Annotated in this window: 13 protein-coding genes; 11 read left to right on the top strand and 2 right to left on the bottom strand. The window is 61.9% G+C overall.

The features are described 5' to 3' along the window. Positions 1–10: 10 nt before the first annotated feature. Together ACY3GB_RS17315 and ACY3GB_RS17320 are read right to left on the bottom strand one after the other, a co-directional pair. Complete coding sequence (locus tag ACY3GB_RS17315) at positions 11–2269, bottom strand: Orn/Lys/Arg family decarboxylase (RefSeq protein ID WP_463089826.1); 2259 nt, start codon at positions 2267–2269, stop codon at positions 11–13. A 480-nt stretch (positions 2270–2749) separates the two neighbouring features. Then, a complete protein-coding gene (locus tag ACY3GB_RS17320) occupies positions 2750–4267 on the bottom strand; it encodes a phospholipase D-like domain-containing protein (RefSeq protein WP_463089827.1) in 1518 nt (505 codons plus the stop codon). Positions 4268–4548: 281 nt separating this feature from the next. On the opposite strand from ACY3GB_RS17320, the gene gltB reads away from it, so the two are divergent. The 11 genes from gltB (at position 4549) to ACY3GB_RS17375 (ending at position 20481) form a co-directional block, all read left to right on the top strand. Beyond that, positions 4549–8997, top strand: a complete 4449-nt coding sequence (gene gltB / locus ACY3GB_RS17325) for a glutamate synthase large subunit (RefSeq protein ID WP_463089828.1) — start codon at positions 4549–4551, stop codon at positions 8995–8997. A gap of 65 nt (positions 8998–9062) precedes the next feature. Next, complete coding sequence (locus ACY3GB_RS17330; RefSeq protein WP_463089829.1) at positions 9063–10478, top strand: FAD-dependent oxidoreductase; 1416 nt, start codon at positions 9063–9065, stop codon at positions 10476–10478. Positions 10479–10794: 316 nt separating this feature from the next. Continuing rightward, on the top strand, positions 10795–12267 hold the full coding sequence (locus ACY3GB_RS17335; protein WP_463089830.1) for a mannose-1-phosphate guanylyltransferase/mannose-6-phosphate isomerase: 1473 nt from the start codon (positions 10795–10797) through the stop codon (positions 12265–12267). Positions 12268–12272: 5 nt separating this feature from the next. Further along, positions 12273–13199, top strand: a complete 927-nt coding sequence (locus tag ACY3GB_RS17340) for a GDP-L-fucose synthase family protein (RefSeq protein WP_463089831.1) — start codon at positions 12273–12275, stop codon at positions 13197–13199. A 20-nt stretch (positions 13200–13219) separates the two neighbouring features. Further along, the gene (gene gmd / locus ACY3GB_RS17345) at positions 13220–14341 is read left to right on the top strand and encodes a GDP-mannose 4,6-dehydratase (RefSeq protein WP_463089832.1); all 1122 of its coding nucleotides are present in this window, start codon (positions 13220–13222) and stop codon (positions 14339–14341) included. 19 nt (positions 14342–14360) lie between these two features. After that, entirely contained in the window at positions 14361–15371 is a 1011-nt protein-coding gene (locus ACY3GB_RS17350; protein ID WP_463089833.1) for an NAD-dependent 4,6-dehydratase LegB, read from the top strand. Between the two features lie 6 nt (positions 15372–15377). After that, on the top strand, positions 15378–16544 hold the full coding sequence (locus tag ACY3GB_RS17355) for a LegC family aminotransferase (protein WP_463089834.1): 1167 nt from the start codon (positions 15378–15380) through the stop codon (positions 16542–16544). Next, complete coding sequence (gene neuC, locus ACY3GB_RS17360; protein WP_463089835.1) at positions 16541–17707, top strand: UDP-N-acetylglucosamine 2-epimerase; 1167 nt, start codon at positions 16541–16543, stop codon at positions 17705–17707. The genes ACY3GB_RS17355 and neuC overlap by 4 nt, the downstream gene beginning before the upstream one ends. Next, positions 17700–18785 carry an N-acetylneuraminate synthase gene (neuB, locus tag ACY3GB_RS17365; protein ID WP_463089836.1) on the top strand — a complete coding sequence of 362 codons (1086 nt, stop codon included), beginning with the start codon at positions 17700–17702 and terminating at the stop codon, positions 18783–18785. The genes neuC and neuB overlap by 8 nt, the downstream gene beginning before the upstream one ends. Beyond that, positions 18782–19432, top strand: a complete 651-nt coding sequence (locus tag ACY3GB_RS17370) for an acetyltransferase (protein ID WP_463089837.1) — start codon at positions 18782–18784, stop codon at positions 19430–19432. The genes neuB and ACY3GB_RS17370 overlap by 4 nt, the downstream gene beginning before the upstream one ends. Continuing rightward, a complete protein-coding gene (locus ACY3GB_RS17375; protein WP_463089838.1) occupies positions 19432–20481 on the top strand; it encodes a nucleotidyltransferase family protein in 1050 nt (349 codons plus the stop codon). Before ACY3GB_RS17370 ends, ACY3GB_RS17375 begins: the two co-directional genes overlap by 1 nt. Positions 20482–20484: the final 3 nt, after the last annotated feature.

The following is a 20484-nucleotide window of genomic DNA, read 5'->3' on the forward strand; positions in this document are numbered from 1 at the left end:
GCTGCCCGTCTTATTGCTTGACGCAGTCGACGCAGTAAACCTTGCGGTCCTGCACCTCTACCGCCACCAGGCCGTGGACGTCGGTTTCGAAGCCCGGCAGCTCGCGGTTGAAGGCCTGGGCGAAGCGCAGGTAGTCGACGATGGTCTTGTTGAAGCGCTCGCCCGGGATCAGCAGCGGGATGCCCGGCGGGTACGGCGTCAGCAGCACCGCGGTGACGCGGCCTTCCAGCTGGTCCACCGGCACCCGCTCGATCTCGCGGTGCGCCATCATGGCGAAGGCGTCGGCCGGCCGCATCGCCGGCTCCATGTCGGACAGGTAAATGTCGGTGGTCAGCCGCGCCACGTCGTGCTTGGCATACAGGCCGTGGATGCGCTGGCACAGGTCCTGCAGGCCGACGCGATCGTATTGCGGATATTTGGCGACGAATTCCGGCATCACGCGCCACAGCGGCTGGTTCTTGTCGAAATCGTCCTTGAACTGCTGCAGCAGAGAGATCAGCGTGTTCCAGCGGCCCTTGGTGATGCCGATGGTGAACATGATGAAGAAGCTGTACAGGCCGGTTTTTTCCACCACCACGCCGTGCTCGGTCAGGTACTTGGTGACGATGGCGGCCGGGATGCCCATTTCCTCGAAGCTGCCGTCCACGTCCAGGCCCGGCGTCAGCACGGTGGCCTTGATCGGGTCCAGCATGTTGAAGCCGTCCTCGATGCCGGCGAAGCCGTGCCAGCGCTCGTCGGGACGCAGCGTCCAGTCGCTCTGGTCGCAGATGCCGTCGTCGGACAGGTCGTCCGGGCCCCAGACGCTGAACCACCAGTCGCGGCCGTATTCCTCGTCCACCTTGCGCATCGCGCGGCGGAATTCCATCGCCTCCACCAGCGACTCTTCCACCAGCGACTGGCCGCCCGGCTGTTCCATCATCGCGGCGGCCACGTCGCAGCTGGCGATGATCGAGTATTGAGGGCTGGTCGAGGTGTGCATCAGGTAGGCCTCGTTGAACCAGGCGGTGTCCAGCTGGCGGTTCTGCGGGTCCTGCACCAGGATCTGCGAGGCCTGGCTGATGCCGGCCAAGAGCTTGTGGGTGGACTGGGTGGAGAACACCAGGCTGTCCTCGCAGCGCGGACGGCCCTCGCCGATGGCGTGGAAGTCGCGGTAGAAATCATGGAAGCAGGCGTGCGGCAGCCAGGCTTCGTCGAAGTGCAGCGTGTCCACTTCGCCGTCCAGCAGGCCCTTGATCTCCTCGACGTTGTACAGGATGCCGTCGTAGGTGGACTGGGTCAGCGTCAGGATGCGCGGCTTGCGATTGGGGTGCTTCTCCAGCATCTCGCGCGCGAACGGATTAGCCAGGATCTTCTTCTTGATGGTGTCCGGGTGGAATTCGGATTTCGGGATCGGGCCGATGATGCCGTAGTGGTTGCGCGTCGGCATCAGGAACACCGGGATGGCCCCGGTCATGATGATGGCGTGCAGATTGGACTTGTGGCAGTTGCGGTCCACCAGCACGATGTCGCCGGCGGCGACGCAGCTGTGCCAGACGATCTTGTTCGATGTCGAGGTGCCGTTGGTGACGAAGAACAGGTGGTCGGCGTTGAAGATGCGGGCGGCGTTGCGCTCGGAAGCCGCCACCGGGCCGGTGTGGTCCAGCAGTTGGCCCAGCTCGTCCACCGCGTTGCAGACGTCGGCGCGCAGCATGTTCTCGCCGAAGAACTGGTGGAACATCTGGCCCACCGGGCTCTTCAGGAAAGCCACGCCGCCGGAGTGGCCGGGGCAGTGCCAGGAGTAGGAGCCGTCGTAGGCGTAGTCCACCAGCGCGCGGAAGAACGGCGGCGCCAGGTTGTCCAGATAGCTCTTGGCCTCGCGGATGATGTGGCGGGCGACGAACTCCGGCGTGTCCTCATGCATGTGGATGAAGCCGTGCAGCTCGCGCAGGATGTCGTTGGGGATGTGGCGCGCGGTGCGGGTTTCGCCGTACAGGTAGACCGGGATGTCCGGATTGCGGCGGCGGATCTCGGCGACGAAGCCGTAGAGGTTGCCCAGCGCCTGCTGCGCCGAATCCTCGGTCTGGAACTCCTCGTCGTCTATCGACAGGATGAAGCCGGCGGCGCGGCTCTGCTGCTGGGCGAAGGAGGTGAGGTCGCCGTAGCTGGTGTAGCCGATCACGCTCATGCCTTCCGCCTCCATGGCGGCGGCCAGTTCGCGGATGCCGGAGCCGCTGGTGTTTTCCGAGCGGAAATCCTCGTCGATGATCACGATGGGGAAGTGAAAACGCATACCTGAGTCCTTGTTGCTGTTAACTCGGACACTGCAGCGGGACCGGTGGCGTCACCGGACTTTGCCGCGGCAATGTCGCTAGGTGCGCGTGGGGCGCAGATCTGTACGCACGGGCAGAAGAACGGGTCTTCGCCGCCGCCCTGGAGGCTGGCCTTGAGGCGCGAAATAGTGGACTGTGCCTTGCCGTGAGAGGGCGAGCCGTGTCTGGTCAACAGGCGGAACGCCGCGCCAGGCGCGGAACAGCCGATCTAAAACAGGGTCGCTTTGCGCCGCGGTCCGTACCTGGCGACCATCGGTCGCTTCACGTCAGCCGGCCTGGAGAACATCCCAAGAAGCGCGCATTGTAGACCTTTTGCCTGCCATGTTGTTGTGCGCTGCGGTGGATGACGTGAAAAAATCGCGCCTTGAACAATCGCCTGAGGCAAGAGGAGGGCAATGGCCCTGTCCGAGCGCCCTTCCGGGGCGGTTAAGCGGCTGTTTTCATTGGCAGTCGGCGGGAGGATCCCGGGTGTCGCCGGAGGGAGACTGCGCCAGCCGCAACTGTTGTTTTTTCCTCCGTTTTTCCAAGTACAGGCCGGCGGCCTTGAACACTACCGCCAGGCCGCCGGCAGCCAGCAGCGCGACCAGCGGCGCCGCGGCCAGCCACGGAAAGTAGGCGATGGCCAGCGCCAGCAGGCACAGGGCGACGCCGATGCTGAGGAAGGCCGGCGCCTCGCTGCTTTCCACCATCCGGCTGCCGCGCACCGCGGAGCCCAGCGCGTCGCCGATGCGCATCGCCTGGCGCGCCGCGGCGCTGGCGCTGCTGAGCGCCATTTCCTTCGGCGTGCCGCGCGGCCGTTTTTCCTGCTTGCCTACCGGGCGCGGCACCGGTTTGCGCCGTTCCTGGTGCAGCACGATCTCGGTCGACTGTTCCAGATCCTGCAGGAAGCGGTCGGCCAGCTCCCCGGCCAGGCCGGCGTCCTCCAGCGCGATGTCCAGCTCGCGGTTGACCAGCCAGCTGGACAGATTGAGGTTGGTGGAGCCGATGCGGGCCCAGCGACCGTCGGCGACGGCGGTCTTGGCGTGGATCATCGGCCCGTTCCATTCGAACACCCGCACCCCGGCCTCCAGCAACGGGCGGTACTGGGTGCGGGACACGGCGGCGATCCAGCGGATGTCGCTGGAGCGGGGCACCAGCAGGCGCACGTCGACGCCGTCCCGCGCCGCCTGCTTCAGCGCGGACAGGTAGAGGCTGGTGGCCATGAAGTAGGCGTCGGTCAGCCACAGCGTGCGGCGGGCGAAACTGGCCACCAAGAGGTCCAGCCGCATCATCCGCGCGGTGGACGGCGTGGTGGCGATCAGCCGCGCCGCCGCCTCGCCGCAGGGCTGCGTATCGGCAGGGGCCAGCCAGCGCGCGTCCAAGGGCTCGCCGCAGCTGGCCCAGCTGTCGGCGAAGGCAGCCAGCGCCGGCGCCAGCAAGGGGCCGCGCAGCGTCAGGCCGGTGTCGCGCCACGGCGCCAGATCCTTGTCCGGCTGGCCTTGCCAGCTCTGGCTGATGCACAGGCCGGCGACGAACAGCTCGCGCCGGTCGACGATGATCATCTTGCGGTGGTTGCGCCCCAGCAGCGCAAGCCCGGCGCTCAGGCTGGGCGGATGATAGGCGCGCACTTCGGCGCCTGCCTCCAGCAAGGGTTTGAAGAAACTGGACAAATGAGCGCGCCAGCTGCCCAGCCAATCATAGAGCAGGCAAACTTGGATGCCTGATTTAGCTTTATCTATAAGGATATTTCGTATTTTAAATCCAAATTGGTCATTGGCGAAAATATACATCTCAATGAAGACAGAATCCTGGCTGGCGGCGATGGATTTTTCCCAGGCGGGGAAGTTCTCGGCGCTGTCGTACAGCAGGCTCACTTGATTGCCGCCTACCAGCGGCGCGCCGGCGGAGCGGGAAAGCGCCTGTTCCGCCAGCTGGCGGACGAATTGCAGGGTCTGTTGCGACTGCTCGTCTCGGTTCATGATTTTATGAATTTTGTCTGACAGAATACAAAATATTGCCAGAATGGCTACTTTGTATCTGGTTTTCAAGGAGAAACATTGTCGTTTTTTTGAAAATTTTTGTCTCAAAAACTCAAAAAAAATGCAGTAATCGAGTAGTGGAATTACATATCAAAACAAGTCATTGCGCTTCAAATGATTGAAATCAAATGATTGTTGCGCTGCGCCAAACGGTCTTGCGGCTGGCGCGATCTTGCCCGTAGAATCGAACGCATCACTACAAAGTATAAATGGGCAGAGAAATGGACAGACAGAGCCGCCTGCAAGGCACATTGTATAAACCCGAGTTCGAGCAGGACAGCTGCGGCTTTGGCCTGATCGCCCAGTTGGACGACAAGCCCAGCCACTGGCTGGTGGCCACCGCCATTTCCTCGCTGGCCAAGCTGACGCACCGCGGCGCGGTGGCGGCGGACGGCAAATCGGGCGACGGCTGCGGCCTGCTGTTCAAGAAGCCGGATGGATTTCTGCGCGAGGTGGCCGGCGAAGCCGGCATCGCGCTGAAGTCAGTGTACGCCGCCGGACTGGTGTTCCACCACCCGGACCGCGCCATCGGCGAGCGCAGCCTGGCCCGCCTGCGCGAGCATCTGGAAACGCAGCAGCTGGAGGTGGCCGGTTTCCGCGTCGTGCCGTTGGACCTGTCCGCTTGCGGAGACACCGCGCTGGCGTCCTTGCCGGCGATCTCCCAGGTGTTCGTGAACTGCCCGTTCGGCATGGACGAGCCGGCCTTCCAGCGCCGGCTGTACATGGGCCGCCGCCAGGCGGAAAAGGCCTGTCGGGACGACGATCCCTGTTTCTATCTGCCCACGCTGTCGCCGCACACCATCTCTTATAAAGGCCTGGTGACGCCGGACAATCTGCCGCGCTTCTTCCTGGATCTGGCCGATCCGCGTTTCGAGTCCAGCCTGGCGGTGTTCCACCAGCGCTTTTCCACCAATACCTGGCCGCAGTGGAAGCTGGCCCAGCCCTTCCGCTTCCTCGCCCACAACGGCGAGATCAACACGGTGCAGGGCAATCGCAACTGGGCGCGCGCGCGCGAGCGCATCATGGACTCACCGCACCTCGACATGGACGCGGTGCGCCCCATCGTCCAGACCGACGGCTCTGACTCGATGAGCCTGGACAATATGCTGGAAGGCCTGCTGATGGGCGGCATTCCGCTGTTCCGCGCGCTGCGCCTCTTGGTGCCGCCGGCCTGGCAGAACGTGGACAGCACCGACAAGGACCTACGCGCCTTCTACGAATTCAACTCCATGCACATGGAACCATGGGACGGTCCGGCCGGCATCGTGCTGACCGACGGCCGCTACGCCGCCTGCATGCTGGACCGCAACGGCCTGCGCCCGGCGCGCTGGGTGCTGACGAAGGACAATATCCTCACCATCGCTTCCGAAGTGGGCGTGTGGGACTACCGGGCCCAGGATGTGGTGAAGAAAGGCCGCGTCAAGCCGGGCCAGCTGTTCGGCGCCGATCTGTTGAATGGCGAGCTGCTGATGCCGGAAGACATCGACGCGCAATTGAAGAGCGCCAAGCCGTATCGGCAGTGGATCAAGGACAGCGCCAAGTATCTGGAGCTGTCGATCGAGGACGACGCCGGCGTCGAGCCCTTGTCCAAGGATGAGCTGGCGCGGCTGCAGAAGCTGTTCAACCTCAGCCGCGAAGAGCGCGACCAGATCCTGCGCGTATTGGCCGCCGACGGCCAGGAGGCGGTGGGGTCGATGGGCGACGACACGCCGATGGCGGTGCTAAGCCAAAAGGTGCGTTCGCCATTCGACTACCTGCGCCAGCAGTTCGCCCAGGTGACCAACCCGCCTATCGACCCGATCCGCGAGGCGGTGGTGATGTCGCTGAACACGGTGTTCGGCCCGGAACGCAATATGTTCGAGGAGAGCGCCGAGCACGCCAAGCGGCTGGAAGTGCGCAGCCCGGTGCTGAGCCACGAGAAGTTCACCCGCGTCACCACCCGGCCGGAGCCGTATTTGAAGGCCACCAATTTCGACCTGTGCTACGACCCGGACGAGACCACGCTCAGCGAGGCGATTTCCTGTCTGGCCCGCCACGTGGTGGAAGCGGTGCAGGAGGGCACGGTGGTGGTGGTGCTGTCCGACCGCCACGCTACCGGCGCGCGGCTGCCGATTCACGCGCTGTTCGCCACCGGGGCCGTGCATCACGCGCTGATCGACGCCGGCCTGCGCTGCAAGACCAATATCGTGGTGGAGACCGCCGCCGTGCGCGACGCCCACCAGATGGCGTGCGTGATCGGCTACGGCGCCACCGCCGTCTATCCCTACCTGGCCTACCAGACCATCCTGGAGCTGGTGAGCAACGGCGATGTGAAGCTGAAAGCCAACGAGGCGCTGCAGCACTACCGCAAGGGCATCAACAAGGGCCTGCTCAAGGTGCTGTCCAAGATGGGCATCTCCACCATCGCTTCCTACCGCGGCGCGCAGCTGTTCGAAGCGGTGGGCATCCACGAGGAAGTGGTGGCGTTGTGCCTGAAGGGCACGGTATCGCGCGTTTCCGGCGCCAATTTCGCCGATTTCGAGGCCGATCAGAAACAGCTGGCCAGGCTGGCGTTCAACCCCATGCGCAGCCTGAACCAGGGTGGCCTGCTGAAATACGTGCATGGCGAGGAGTACCACGCTTACAACCCGGACGTGGTGCAGCTGTTGCAGAAAGCGGTGCAGAACGGCGATTACGGCGTCTACCTGCAATACGCTGAGACGGTGAACACCCGTCCGGTGGCGATGCTGCGCGACCTGATGCGACTGAAGCTGGCCGGCGAGCCGATTGCGCTGGACGAGGTGGAGCCGGTGGAGGCCATCGTCAAGCGCTTCGACTCGGCCGGCATGTCGCTGGGCGCGCTGTCGCCGGAGGCGCACGAGGCGCTGGCCATCGCGATGAACCGCCTGGGCGGGCGCTCCAATTCCGGCGAGGGCGGCGAGGACCCGGCGCGCTACGGCACCGAGAAGATGTCCAAGATCAAACAGGTGGCGTCCGGCCGCTTCGGCGTCACCCCGCACTACCTGGTCAACGCCGAAGTGCTGCAGATCAAGGTGGCCCAGGGCGCCAAGCCGGGCGAAGGCGGCCAGCTGCCCGGCGACAAGGTGTCGGGCCTGATCGCGCGGCTGCGCCACGCCAAAGAAGGCGTCAGCCTGATTTCGCCGCCGCCGCACCACGACATCTATTCCATTGAAGACCTGGCGCAGCTGATCTTCGACCTGAAGCAGGTGAACCCGTCGGCGCTGGTGTCGGTGAAGCTGGTGGCCGAGCCCGGCGTCGGCACCGTGGCCGCCGGCGTGGCCAAGGCCTACGCCGACCTGATCACCATCTCCGGTTACGACGGCGGCACCGGCGCCTCGCCGCTGACTTCGGTCAAGTACGCTGGCTCGCCGTGGGAGCTCGGCCTGTCCGAGGCGCAGCAGGTGCTGCGCGCCAACGGCCTGCGCGGCCGGGTGCGGGTGCAGACCGACGGCGGCCTGAAAACCGGCCTCGACGTGGTCAAGGCCGCCATTCTCGGCGCGGAGAGCTTCGGCTTCGGCACCGGGCCGATGGTGGCGCTGGGCTGCAAGTACCTGCGCATCTGCCATTTGAACAACTGCGCCACTGGCGTGGCGACGCAGGAAATCAAGCTGCGCTCCAAGTACTTCACCGGCCTGCCGGACATGGTGGTCAACTACTTTCTGTTCATCGCCCGCGAAACCCGCGAGTGGATGGCCAAGCTCGGCGTGCGCAGCATGGAAGAGCTGATCGGCCGCATGGACCTGATGGATGTGCTGGAAGGCGAGAGCGAGCGCCAAGGCCGGCTCGATCTGAGCCCGCTGCTGTCGCAAGGCACGGTGTCGGACAGCGAGCCGCGTTTCTGCGTGTCGGACAGCAATCCTTCCTTTGACAAGGGCGAATTGGCCGAGCGGATCCTGCAGGACGCGCTGCCGGCCATCCACAACAAGCAGATGCTGGAGCTGGCCTATCCGATCGAGAACACCCACCGCTCCATCGGCGCGCGCTTGTCCGGCGAGATCGCCCGGGTGCACGGCGCGGCAGGGCTGCCCTTCGGCTGCTTGAAGGTCAAGTTCGCCGGCAGCGCCGGCCAGAGCTTCGGCGTATGGAACGCCGCGGGCCTGCATCTGGAGCTGGAAGGCGACGCCAACGACTACGTCGGCAAGGGCATGGCCGGCGGCCGCGTCACCATCTATCCGCCGAAAGATGCCGGCTACCAGGCCAGCGAGTCCATCATCATCGGCAATACCTGCCTGTATGGCGCCACCGGCGGCCAGCTGTTCGCGGCCGGCATCGCCGGCGAGCGCTTCGGCGTGCGCAATTCCGGCGCCCTGGCGGTGATAGAGGGCGCGGGCGACCACTGCTGCGAATACATGACCGGCGGCGCCGTGATCGTGCTGGGCGAGACCGGCTACAACTTCGGCGCGGGGATGACCGGGGGCTTCGCCTTCGTCTACGACCCCAACGAGAAGTTCGCTTACCGCTACAACAACGAGCTGATCGACATCCACCTGATCAACGGCGAGGCGATGGGCATGTACCGCGCCTACCTGCTGGAGAAGATCGCCAAGCACGTGGAGCTGACCAGCTCGGAAACCGGCCGCGCGATGCTGCAGAACTTCGACGACTACGTCGACTACTTCTGGCTGGTGAAGCCCAAGGCCGCCAAGCTGGAAAGCCTGCTCAAAGACTAAGCGCCGGCAGCCATCCAAATACAGGGCGGCGCGCGGCGCCGCCCACCCTAGCGGGAGAGAACACGATGTCCGATGTATTCCAGTTCATGAAGCTGTCGCGCAACCCCGGCGACAAGATCGACGCCTCGGTCCGCAAGATCGAATTCAAGGAAATCTACCAGCCGCTGCACGCGGTGGACGCCGCCGATCAGGCCGGGCGCTGCCTGTCCTGCGGCAATCCGTACTGCGAGTGGGAGTGCCCGGTGCACAACTACATCCCAAACTGGCTGAAGCTGGTGGAGGAGGGCCGTCTGTTCGAAGCGGCCGAATTATCGCATCAGACCAACAGCCTGCCGGAAATTTGCGGCCGAGTCTGTCCGCAGGACCGGCTGTGCGAAGGCGCCTGTACGCTGAACCAGAGCGGTTTCGGCGCGGTATCCATCGGCAGCATCGAGAAATACATCACCGACGAGGCGTTCAAGGCGGGGTGGCGGCCGGACATGTCCAAGGTGGCGTGGACGGACAAGACGGTGGGCGTGATCGGCGCGGGTCCGGCTGGTTTGGCCTGCGCCGACGTGCTGGCGCGCAATGGCGTCAAGGCCGTGGTGTATGATCGCTACGAAGAAATCGGCGGGCTGCTGACCTTCGGCATCCCGGAGTTCAAGCTGGAAAAGGATGTTGTGCGCCGTCGCCGCGAGATATTGGAAGGCATGGGCGTCGAGTTCGTGCTGAATACCGAGGTTGGAAAGGATATTTCCATCGATAAGCTTTTGAAAAAGCATGATGCCATTTTCATGGGCATGGGAGCTTATCGGTACATGCGCGGCAATTTCTCGGGAGAAGACAGCCCGGGCGTTCTGGAGGCGCTGCCCTACCTGATCAATAATGTGCGCCAAAGCCTTGGCACTTTGCCGGCAGGAGAGGCTGCGATATCGATGCGCGGCAAGCGAGTTGTCGTGTTGGGCGGCGGCGATACGGCGATGGACTGCAACCGCACAGCCATCCGCCAAGGGGCGAAACGCGTGATCTGCGCTTACCGTCGCGACGAGGCCAATATGCCGGGCTCCAAGCGAGAGGTGGGCAACGCTCGCGAAGAAGGCGTCGAATTCCTGTGGAACCGCCAGCCGGTGTCCATCGAACCGATGATAGGCGGCACCCTGGCGGTGAAGCTGGCCGAAACCCGCCTGGGTGTGCCGGACGCCAAGGGCCGCCGCAACGCCGAGACGGTGCCGGGCAGCGAAGAAATCGTAGAGTGCGACCATGTGATCATTGCCTTCGGTTTCCAGGCGGAAGCGGCGCCGTGGTCGGAACAGCACGGCATAGCCACGGCGCCCAATGGCCGCACGCAAGCCGCTCCGCATAGCATGTACAAGTATCAGACCAGCAATCCCAAGGTGTTTGCCGGCGGGGACATGGTCCGAGGTGCGGATCTTGTCGTTAGGGCAGTATTCGATGGCAGGCAGGCCGCGGAGGGGATGCTGGGGTATTTAGGGGTGTGGTAGCCAATCGGGATCACGCTTTCTAATTTGGGCACATCGAAAATGTATTGAGGTTGCCGCGAGCGTTTCCTATCGCCACGGCATGTGCTTGTGATCATCCATTAGACGATATGCGTCAAGGCTTGGCGTTGGACTTCAACGCCATACTGCCTAAAAGTTCGGAAGCCTCTTCCCCCTAATGGTTGTTTTCACTAGAATCCGTTCACCATTCAGTACTCTTGTTCGTGTTTGCTGAACGTGTGGTATGTGAAGTCGGCGAGTAGGATTGCCTAAGGCTTTTCTGATATGCAAGCAGGGGACAGGATGCTGAAATTAGAAGTTGATCAAGCAGGCAGAGGGGACAAAAATTGTGATTAAAGTCATGCCTGTCATTCTATGTGGCGGCTCAGGCACCCGTTTGTGGCCGCTTTCCAGAGCTGGTTTCCCGAAGCAGTTTCTGTGTTTGGATGGTCAGGAAAGCCTGTTTCAGCAAGCCGCGCAGCGTCTATCCAGCTTGGGCGACGCTGATCTGAATGTTGTCCCTCCGCTTATCGTTACCGGAGAGGATCATCGCTTCCTCGCCGCCGAACAGTTGCGTGAAGTCGGCATCGAGTTGGGAGCCGCCTTGCTTGAGCCGATCGGCCGTAATACGGCGCCGGCACTGACGCTGGCGGCGTTAGCTGCAATCGAGCGTGGCGATGATCCGGTTCTGGTTGTGACGCCCGCCGATCAGATCGTGACGGACGCTGCAGCGTTTGCATCGGCAACGCAGTTGGCGATCCGAGAGGCTGCAAACGATGCGATAGTGATTTTGGGTGTAGTGCCTGACCGTCCGGAAACGGGTTACGGCTATATCCAGATCAAGAGTATCGATGCAAATATTGGTCCCCAAGTTGTTAAGCGTTTCGTTGAGAAGCCTGATGAGGAAACCGCCAAGTCCTATCTGATTGAGGGCGGGTATTATTGGAATGCCGGGATGTTTGTGCTCAAGGCTTCTGTGTGGTTGAAGGCGCTGGAGCAGTTTCGTCGTGATATTTTGGATGCGACTGATGTGGCTTGGGCTCAACGCACGGTCGATGCGCAATTCATCAGGCCCGGCAAAGCCGAATTTGCCAAAATCCCTTCCGATTCCGTTGACTATGCCGTGATGGAGCGCTGCCCGGGCAGCCGTTTCGATATTAAGATGGTGCCGCTGGATGCCGGCTGGAGCGATTTGGGCGCGTGGGATGCGGTTTGGAAAGTCTTGCCGAAGGATGAGTCGGGAAATGCGCATGTTGGAGATGTGCTGGCAATCGACAGCCGCAATACGCTTGTGCATGCAACCAGCCGGCTAGTCAGCCTGGTTGGGGTGGCCGACGTTATCGTTATTGAAACGCCTGACGCGGTACTTGTCGTGGATCAGGCTCGCAGCCAGGATGTCAAGCACGTTGTCAGCGCCTTGGGGCAGAAAAAGCGAGACGAGTATGCGCTGCATCGCAAGGTTCACCGTCCGTGGGGGTGGTATGACAGTCTTGACGAGGGGGGGCGTTTCAAAGTCAAACGCATTCAGGTCAAGCCTAAGGCCAGCCTGAGTTTGCAAAAACACCACCATCGTGCCGAGCATTGGATTGTGGTCAAGGGCACCGCTGAGATTACTAATGGCGACAACGTCATCCTGTTGACAGAAAATCAGTCGACCTATATTCCCCTGGGCGAGGTTCACCGGTTGGCTAATCCGGGAACGATTCCATTGGAAATCATAGAGGTACAGTCTGGGAGCTATTTGGGTGAAGATGATATCGTGCGCTTCGAAGATACCTATGGTCGGCAGTGAGCAGCATGGACAAAGATAGCAAGATTTTTGTAACAGGCCACCGTGGCATGGTTGGCAGCGCGCTTGTGCGACGACTGCGTGCCGCGGGCTACACAAGCATCCTTACCGCCAACCGTTCTGATCTGGATCTGCTCGACTCGCGCGCGGTACATGACTTTCTGGCTCGTGAGAAGCCGCATTACCTTTTCATCGCCGCTGCCAAGGTGGGAGGTATTCAAGCCAACAACCTTCAGCGCGCTGATTTCATCTATCAGAACCTGATGATAGAGGCCAACCTCATCCATGGCGCGCATTTGGCGGGTGTGCAGCGGCTAATGTTCCTGGGCTCCAGTTGTATTTATCCGCGGGACTGCCCCCAGCCCATCAAGGAAGAGTATCTGCTGACCGGATTGCTGGAGCAGACCAATGAGCCTTACGCCATCGCCAAGATCGCGGGCATCAAGCTGGCGGAGAGCTACAACCGCCAGTATGGCAGACAGTACGTGAGCGTGATGCCCACCAACCTTTATGGCCCCAACGACAATTACGATCTGGCCAGCAGCCATGTTCTGCCGGCTCTGCTGCGCAAGGCGCATGAGGCCAAGTTGCGCGGCGACAAGGAGTGCGTGGTCTGGGGAAGCGGCGAGCCGCGCCGAGAGTTCCTTTATGTCGATGATTTGGCCGATGCTTGCGTTCATCTGATGGAGCGTGGTTACGACGGCGACCTGGTCAACATCGGTACCGGCGAGGATGTGACCATCCGCGATCTGGCCGAAATGGTGATGGCGACTGTGGGCTTTGAGGGGCGCATCGTATTTGATTTGTCCAAGCCAGATGGCACGCCGCGGAAATTGCTGGACGTTGGCCGTCTGGAAGCGCTGGGCTGGCGTGCGCGCACCCAGTTGAGCGAAGGGCTACGTTTGGCCTATGAAGCTGCTCCTTTCCGATACTGATTTTGCGAAGAAAGAACACGATGTCGAACAAGAAAGTCGCTCTTATCACCGGTATTACAGGCCAGGATGGCGCTTATTTGGCGGAGTTCCTGCTGTCCAAGGGTTATGAAGTGCATGGTGTCAAACGCCGTACGAGTCTCTTCAATACCGATCGCATTGATCATCTCTATCAAGACCCGCATGACCCGGACCAACGTTTCAAGCTGCATTATGGCGACTTGACCGATTCCACGAACCTGATTCGCATCGTTCAGCAAGTGCAGCCAGACGAAATTTACAACTTGGCGGCGCAGAGCCATGTAGCGGTGAGTTTCGAAGAGCCCGAGTACACCGCCAATGCTGACGGCATCGGTGCCCTGCGGTTGCTGGAGGCCATTCGCATTCTCGGTTTGGAGAAGAAAACACGCTTCTATCAGGCCAGTACCTCCGAGCTTTATGGTTTGGTGCAGGAGGTGCCGCAGAAGGAAAGCACGCCATTCTATCCGCGTAGCCCCTATGCCGTGGCCAAGCTCTATGCCTACTGGATTACGGTGAACTACCGTGAAGCCTATGGCATGTATGCCTGCAATGGCATTTTGTTCAATCATGAAAGTCCGATTCGTGGAGAAACCTTCGTCACGCGCAAGATTACGCGTGCCATCGCGCGCATTGCCCTAGGCTTGCAGGACTGTCTCTACTTGGGCAACATGAGCGCGCTGCGCGATTGGGGGCATGCGCGTGATTACGTCGAGATGCAGTGGTTGATGCTGCAGCAGGAGACGCCCGAGGACTTCGTGATTGCCACCGGCGTCCAGTACTCGGTGCGCCAGTTTGTCGAGTTTGCCGCCGCCGAGCTGGGCATCACCATTGCTTTTGAGGGCGAAGGTGTGGATGAGATCGGCCGCGTCACGGCAGTGACTGGTGACAAAGCCAAATGCCAAGTCGGCGATGTCATCGTCAAAGTCGATCCCCGCTATTTTCGCCCAACTGAAGTCGAGACGCTGCTGGGCGATCCGACCCGCGCGGGGCAGAAGCTGGGCTGGACGCCCAAAACCACGCTGCGCGAACTGGTTAGCGAGATGGTCGTGAGCGACTACCGAGCAGCCTGCCGCGACCACCTGATCAAACAGGCCGGTTTCAAGGCCTACGACTACAACGAATGATGCGACGCGGATTACGATCATGAAACTGCAAGGCAAGAAAATCCTCGTCACTGGCGCTGACGGTTTCATCGGCTCCCACCTCGTCGAGCATTTGGTGCGCCTAGGCGCCGACGTGCGGGCCTTCGTCTACTACAACAGCTTCAACAGTTGGGGCTGGCTGGACCAAAGTCCGGAGGACATTCGACGTTCGCTTGACGTGTTCGCTGGCGACATCCGCGATCCCCATGGCGTGCGCACGGCGATGAAGGGATGCGACGTGGTGCTGCATCTGGCGGCGCTGATCGCCATCCCCTACTCGTATCATTCTCCGGATACCTACATCGATACCAATGTCAAAGGCACGCTCAACATCGTGCAAGCTGCGCGCGAATTGGGTATCGAGCGCGTGGTGCATACCTCGACGAGCGAAGTCTACGGCACTGCGCGCTTTGTCCCGATCACGGAGGAGCATCCGCTGCAAGGCCAGTCTCCCTATTCGGCCAGCAAAATCGGTGCGGATCAGATCGCGCAGAGCTTCTTCCTGTCATTTGAGACGCCGGTGACGACGATCCGTCCGTTCAACACCTATGGTCCGCGCCAGTCGGCGCGCGCCGTGATCCCGACGATCATCACGCAAATCGCCGCCGGCATGGATGAGATCAAGCTGGGAGCGATCCATCCGACGCGCGATTTCAATTTCGTGCGCGACACTGTGCGAGGTTTCTGCGCCGTCGCCGAGTGCGACGCTGCGCTGGGCAAGGTGATCAACGTGGGTAGCAATTACGAGGTGTCCGTCGGCGACACCGCCCGCCTGATTGCCGAGTTGATGGGGCGCGATGTGCGTTTCACCAGCGACGAGCAGCGCCTGCGTCCGGCGGGGAGCGAAGTCGAGCGCTTGTGGGCCGATAACCGCTTGGCGAGGGAACTGGCTGGCTGGGAGCCGGAGTATGCCGGCATCGACGGCCTGCGCCGCGGCCTGAAGGAGACGATCGATTGGTTCACGGAGCCGTCGAACCTGGGCCGCTACAAGGCCGGCAACTACAATATCTGATCCGCCATGTCCTTTTCTGATTCCATCGCCGAACGCATCCGCCATGTTGTGGGAGACGGGCGCGTGACGCTGCACGAGCCCTTGCTCAAGGGCAATGAGCTGGCCTACGTGACTGAGTGCATCCAGACTGGCTGGGTGTCGTCCGTGGGTTCGTTCGTCGACCGATTCGAACGCGACCTCGCCGCATATACCGGGGCCGCGCATGCGGTGGTGGTCAGCAACGGCACTTCTGCCTTGCAGATCGCGTTGCACTTGGCCGGCGTGTGCCAGGACGACGAGGTCCTGGTGCCGGCGCTGTCGTTCGTCGCTACCGCCAATGCTGTGCGCCACAATGGCGCTTGGCCGCACTTCGTCGATAGCGAGGCGCGCACGCTCGGCATCGACCCTGGCGCGCTTGACAAGTATCTGGACGAAATCGGCGAGCGCCGCAATGGAGAGTTGTTCAACCGATTGACCGGCCGGCGCATCAGCGTGATCGTGCCCATGCATACCTTTGGCCACCCGGTTGACATGCCCGCGCTGAACGAAGTCGCCGCGCGTTACGGGCTCGCCGTTGTCGAGGACGCGGCGGAATCGCTGGGCAGCTTGCTGGATGGCCGGCATACCGGCAACTTTGGCGTCTGCGCGACACTGAGCTTCAATGGCAACAAGATCGTCACCACCGGCGGCGGCGGGGCGATCATCACTAACGACTCTGATCTGGCCCGCCGCGCCAAGCATCTGACGACGACGGCCAAGCAACCGCATTCGTGGGCTTTTTTCCACGATGAGGTGGCCTACAATTTCCGCCTGCCGAATCTGAACGCGGCGATGGGCTGCGCGCAGCTGGAGCGCATCAGCGCTTTCGTCGATGCCAAGCGCGAGCTGGCGAGGCGCTACCAGCAGGCGTTCGAAGGCTTTGCCGGCGCCACGCTCTTCCTCGAGCGCACGGGCACGCGAGCCAACTACTGGCTGCAGACGCTGATTTTGTCAGAGGACAGAGCTGAGCAGCGGGACGAGGTGCTGCAGGCGACCAATGCCGCCGGCTTGATGACGCGGCCTGTCTGGGAGTTGCTGAACACACTGCCGATGTACCGCGACTGCCCTGCCGCGCCGCTGCCGGTGGCGCGGGACTTGGCGCGTCGAATCGTCAACATTCCGAGTAGCCCGCAATTGATTCCGGAGGGCGTGTGACCCGCCGCCGTATTGCCATCGTTACCGGTAGTCGGGCCGAATATGGCCTGTTGTACTGGCCCATTCGGGATTTGCTCGCTGCGCCGGATTTCGAATTGCAGCTCATTGTTACGGGTATGCACCTGTCGCCAGAGTTCGGCTTGACCGTGCGCGACATTGAACGCGATGGCGTTCCCATCAGCGCCAGGGTGGACATGCTGGTTTCCAGCGACGCGCCGGGCGGCATCGCTAAGTCGATGGCGCTAGGTTTGATTGGTTTCTCCGATGCGATTGAGCGCTTGCGCCCAGACGCGATGCTGGTGCTGGGAGATCGTTTCGAGATTCTGGCCGCGGCGCAGGCCGCGATGGTGCACAATGTTCCCCTTGTGCATATCGCAGGCGGAGATACTACCGAGGGCGCTTTCGATGAAGCGATTCGGCATGCCATCACGAAAATGGCGCACCTCCATTTGGTCACAAACGACATTGCGCGCCGCCGGGTTGTGCAGATGGGCGAAGATCCGCGTTATGTCCATGTTGTCGGCAGCCCGGGATTGGATCATTTGCGCCGGCAGCCATTGCTGGATCGTGCTGCGCTAGAGGTCTCTTTGGGACAACCGTTGGGCGCGCGCAATGCGCTGGTGACTTTCCACCCTGTAACGCTGGAGCCGGAGGATGGCCTGCGTCAGCAGGAGGAGTTGCTGGCCGCGCTGGACGAGCTGCCTGAGGAATGGGTGTTGTGGTTCACTTTGCCCAACGCCGATACCGGCGGGCGCGGCTTGGCGGCTGCCTTGCAGGCGTGGGCCAAGTGCCGGCCGCGGGCAAGGGTGTTTACCTCTCTGGGCCAGTTGCGCTATCTGAGCTTGATGCGAGAAGCGGATGTTGTCGTCGGCAATTCCTCCAGCGGGCTCTATGAGGCGCCATCGTTCCAGGTGCCGACTATTGACGTAGGCGATCGACAGCGCGGTCGGCTCGCGGCGGCATCCGTGCTGCATTGCGAACCCGAGCGCAACGCAATCCGCGAAGCGATCGCCCATGCGCTGGCGCTGGATTGCAGCGGTGCCCAGAATCCTTATGGCGATGGCTGCAGCGCCGCCCGCATCGTCGACGCGTTGCGGGCGATGCCGGCGGCCGAACGCATGCTTAAGAAGACTTTCCACATGATTGAGGCGGCCCGTGCCTGAGACCCCATCCCCCGTTTTTATTATTGCCGAAGCCGGCGTCAACCATAACGGTTCGCTGGACATGGCATTGCGCTTGGTCGACGCGGCGGCGGAAGCCGGCGCGGACGCGGTCAAATTCCAAACTTTCAAGGCCGAGCTGTTGGCTACGGCGCAGGCTGCCAAGGCAAGCTATCAGGTTTCCAATACGAAAGAAGGAGGCGGACAGCTCGCCATGCTGCGTGCACTCGAGTTGAAGCTTGAGGACCACCACGCGTTGATCGAGCATTGCCAGGCGCGCGGCATCCGCTTCATGTCGACGGCTTTCGACGCGCAAAGCCTGGCGTTTCTCGGCGAGCTAGGCATGCCGGCCATCAAGATTCCATCCGGGGATATCACTTGTGCGCCGCTGTTGCTGCAGGCCGCGCAGTTACGCCAGCGTCTGCTGGTGTCCAGCGGGATGTCGACGCTGACCGATCTGGAGCGTGCGCTGGCGGTGCTGGCCTGGGGGCTGCTGCATGATGGCCAGCCATCAGGTCAGGGCGAGATCGATGCCTGCTACTTCAGCGCGGCGGGTCAGGATGCATTGCGCCGTCACGTCACGCTGCTGCATTGCGTCACGCAATATCCGGCGCCTGCGGATGCGGTGAACCTGCGCGCGATGGATACGATGGCGCAGGCCTTTGGTTTGCCGGTCGGCTACTCGGACCACACGCTAGGCATCGAAGTGTCGATTGCCGCCGTCGCCCGCGGCGCCACGGTAATTGAAAAACATTTCACGCTCGACCGTTCGCTGCCGGGACCTGACCATCTGGCTTCGCTTGAGCCTGGCGAGCTCAAGCATATGGTGGGCGCGATCCGCAATATCGAGGCTGCTTTGGGAAGCGCGCGCAAACTGCCGGCACTGGCCGAACACCCCAATCGCGCTGTGGCGCGCCGTTCGATCGTCGCTGGCCGCCGGATTGCGGCTGGCGAGTTGTTGACATTGGAAATGCTGGACTGCAAGCGTCCCGGCACAGGAATGTCGCCGATGGACATCTGGTCATTGGTGGGGCGTCCTGCCGCGCGCGACTTCGACGTTGACGAGCAGATAGAGCCATGAGCCTGCCCGTGATTGTGATCGGCGCCGGAGGACATGCGGGCGTGGTGGCGGACGCCCTGCTCGAGTCCGGCATTGAGGTGTTGGGCTACACCGATCCCGATTACCGCCTTCACGGCACGCTGCGCTTAGGGTTGCCGGTGCTGGGCGGCGATGAGGTGCTGGCAGGGCATGCGCCCCAGCGTGTGAGGTTGGTTAACGGTTTGGGCTTCGTTTCTGGTTCAGGCCGAACTGCGGCACGAGCTCGCGCGCAGAAGCGGCTGCAAGCACAGGGCTGGTTTTTTGCGCCAGTTATCCATCCGCGAGCGTTGATTTCGCGGCATGCGACCTTGGCCGCCGATGTCCAAGTGTTGGCTGGCGCGATTGTGCAGGCTGGTGCCCAGATTGGCGCCAGCACCATTATTAATACTGCGGCTGTGGTTGAACATGACGCGATCGTTGGCGCATGGTGTCATGTCGCGACGCGCGCGACGTTGTGCGGTCAAACCCTCATCGGTGACGGTTGCCTGATCGGTGCCGGCGCAGTGCTGCGCCAGTCGGTGAGCATTGGCGCGGATACCGTGGTCGGTGCGGGCGCCGTCGTTGTGCACGATAGCGCTGGCGGTGAAGTCGTGTGCGGTGTGCCCGCGCGCCCTCTTGGAGTTAATTGATGAAGAGCTGGCAATCAGCCTTGATCGGTCCCGATGTCAGCCTGCGAGAGGCATTGGAGATCATCGATTCGGCGGGCACGCAGCTGGCTGTGGTTGTTGACGAGCATCGTCGTTTGTTGGGAACCGTGTCTGATGGAGATGCGCGCCGCGCGTTGTTGAGCGGATTGGGCATGGATGACCGGGTCTGCCGCGTCATGCATGCCGGAGCGACAGTCGTTACCAGCTCGTCCACGCCGCATGAGATCCAGGCTACCATGCGCCGCACGGGACGCCACCAACTGCCGATCGTGGATGCTGAAGGCATCGTTGTCGGTTTGGCGCTTATCAGCGATTATCTGACCGCCACGCGGCGTGATAACTGGGTGGTGATCATGGCTGGAGGGTTGGGATCTCGACTGCAGGAGCTGACGCGCGATACCCCAAAACCGATGCTCAAGGTTGGATCCCGGCCACTGCTTGAAACGATCATTCGCAGTTACGCCGAGCAGGGCTTTCACCGTTTTTACCTGGCGGTGAACTACAAGGCCGAGCAGATTGAGGAGCATTTTGGCGATGGTTCGGCGCTTGGCGTCGATATCCGCTACGTTCGCGAAGAGAAGCGCATGGGCACTGCCGGTGCCTTGAGCCTGTTGCCGGAACGTCCCGCCTCGCCTTTCATCGTCACCAACGCGGATCTGCTGACAAAGGAGAACTTCGGGCTCCTTATTGACCAGCATGTCGAAGCGGGCGTCCACACCACGATGGCGGTACGCCAATATGAGATGCAGGTTCCATTCGGCGTGGTCAATGTGCGGGAGGGGCATATTCATTCGATCGAGGAAAAGCCGGTGCAGCGTTTCGTAGTCAGCGCCGGCATTTATGTGTTGTCGCCCGTAGTATTGGATTTGGTTCCGACTGGCAGTTTCTTCGATATGCCGGCATTGTTCGATCTTGTGCTCAAGAGCGGCATGAAAGCCCGCGCGCACCAGATCGATGGCTACTGGCTGGATATTGGCCGCCTGCCTGATTTTGAAAGGGCGAACAGCGAGTTTCACAATATTTTCAATTGATTA

It is taken from the genome of Chromobacterium sp. Ag138 (assembly GCF_055181315.1).

What these genes read in the sequence shown, in the direction of transcription:
- ACY3GB_RS17315 (WP_463089826.1), bottom strand. Translation starts at nt 2,269, where the DNA reads ATGCGTTTTCACTTCCCCATCGTGATCATCGACGAGGATTTCCGCTCG.
- ACY3GB_RS17350 (WP_463089833.1), top strand. Translation starts at nt 14,361, where the DNA reads ATGAAACTGCAAGGCAAGAAAATCCTCGTCACTGGCGCTGACGGTTTC.
- gmd (WP_463089832.1), top strand. Translation starts at nt 13,220, where the DNA reads ATGTCGAACAAGAAAGTCGCTCTTATCACCGGTATTACAGGCCAGGAT.
- ACY3GB_RS17320 (WP_463089827.1), bottom strand. Translation starts at nt 4,267, where the DNA reads ATGAACCGAGACGAGCAGTCGCAACAGACCCTGCAATTCGTCCGCCAG.
- ACY3GB_RS17340 (WP_463089831.1), top strand. Translation starts at nt 12,273, where the DNA reads ATGGACAAAGATAGCAAGATTTTTGTAACAGGCCACCGTGGCATGGTT.
- gltB (WP_463089828.1), top strand. Translation starts at nt 4,549, where the DNA reads ATGGACAGACAGAGCCGCCTGCAAGGCACATTGTATAAACCCGAGTTC.
- ACY3GB_RS17355 (WP_463089834.1), top strand. Translation starts at nt 15,378, where the DNA reads ATGTCCTTTTCTGATTCCATCGCCGAACGCATCCGCCATGTTGTGGGA.
- ACY3GB_RS17370 (WP_463089837.1), top strand. Translation starts at nt 18,782, where the DNA reads ATGAGCCTGCCCGTGATTGTGATCGGCGCCGGAGGACATGCGGGCGTG.
- ACY3GB_RS17330 (WP_463089829.1), top strand. Translation starts at nt 9,063, where the DNA reads ATGTCCGATGTATTCCAGTTCATGAAGCTGTCGCGCAACCCCGGCGAC.
- ACY3GB_RS17375 (WP_463089838.1), top strand. Translation starts at nt 19,432, where the DNA reads ATGAAGAGCTGGCAATCAGCCTTGATCGGTCCCGATGTCAGCCTGCGA.